The organism is Psychrobacter sp. 1U2, assembly GCF_051847575.1.
This window is the reverse complement of record NZ_JBPYDC010000285.1, coordinates 1-1,264: the sequence shown is the minus strand read 5'-3', so window position 1 is coordinate 1,264 and position 1,264 is coordinate 1. Positions and strand designations below refer to the sequence as shown.

At 43.9% G+C, this 1,264-nt stretch carries 1 protein-coding gene; it reads right to left on the bottom strand.

What is annotated here, in order from left to right; translation table 11 throughout:
• Positions 1-254 precede the first annotated feature (254 nt).
• On the bottom strand, positions 255-1,264 hold a 1,010-nt coding region (argJ, locus tag ACS8FD_RS15205), incomplete at its 5' end, for a bifunctional glutamate N-acetyltransferase/amino-acid acetyltransferase ArgJ (RefSeq protein ID WP_439276464.1).

The following is a 1,264-nucleotide window of genomic DNA, read 5'->3' as shown; positions in this document are numbered from 1 at the left end:
AGATATAAACATTAATAATAAGTACACTTCTATAAGGACTAGATATAATGCCCAAACAAAAGCAGTACTACTTATTGTTGTACTGCAATTAGTATAGGTCTTGAATAAGCTTTGCCTCTATAACTGGTTTGTAACGTAACGTCAGTATTTGCAACTGGTGTTATTCAAACGTACTCACACCTTATCGAATTTTTATATTATAAGCCTAAAACTATTAATAATAGAGATTGAATAAAAATCAATACAACGCCTATTTAGCTACGATAATCTGCATTAATTTTGACATAATCATAAGACAGATCACAGGTATAAACAGTGTCGCTGGCATCACCTCGCGCTAAGTCAATATGAATAGTAATCTCAGGGCGACTCATGACTGTCTTGCCCGCCTCTTCGGTATAATTTGGTGCCACACCGCCGTTTTGACAGATCATAACGTCATCTAGATATACATCGACTTGCTCGGTATCTAAATCCTCAATACCTGCATAACCAACGGCTGCTAAGATGCGGCCCCAATTAGCATCGCTTGCAAAGAACGCTGTCTTTACCAATGGTGAATGCGCAACTGCATAAGCTACATCGCAGCATTCTTGAGTGGTTTTACCACCGGTGACTTTTACGGTCATAAACTTTGTTGCACCCTCACCGTCGCGCACAATTAATTGGGCCAGACGCACGAACACATCAGTTAGGGCAGTAAGTAGCGACTGATAATGTGGATGCTCAGGACTATCGATTACATCGGTACTGGCAGCCCCTGTCGCTATCAATACGCAGCAGTCATTGGTTGAGGTATCGCCATCGACGGTAATACGGTTAAAAGACTGCTCATTAATAGCAACCAACATCTCTTGCAATAGGTCAGCTGCAATATTGGCATCAGTCGCCACATAACCCAGCATGGTCGCCATATTAGGGCGGATCATGCCTGAGCCTTTAGATATACCAGTGATATGATAGCTCGTATCTGCAATATCCACTTTTTGGCTTGCAAGCTTAGGAATAGTATCAGTCGTCCGAATCCCGTTAGCCGCTGCCAACCAGTTATCTGCTTTTAAGCTGTCTAAAGCCTTATCTAACCCCGCTATGACCGCTTCACTATTTAGCGGCTCACCTATCACACCAGTAGAGAACGGCAGCACCGCACTGGTGTCTACGCCAGCCTTAATCGCCAAAGCTGCGCAAATCTCTTCTGCGCGGCGTTTACCATCGGCACCTGTACCCGCATTGGCATTACCTGTGTTAGTCACCAAGTAGCGCG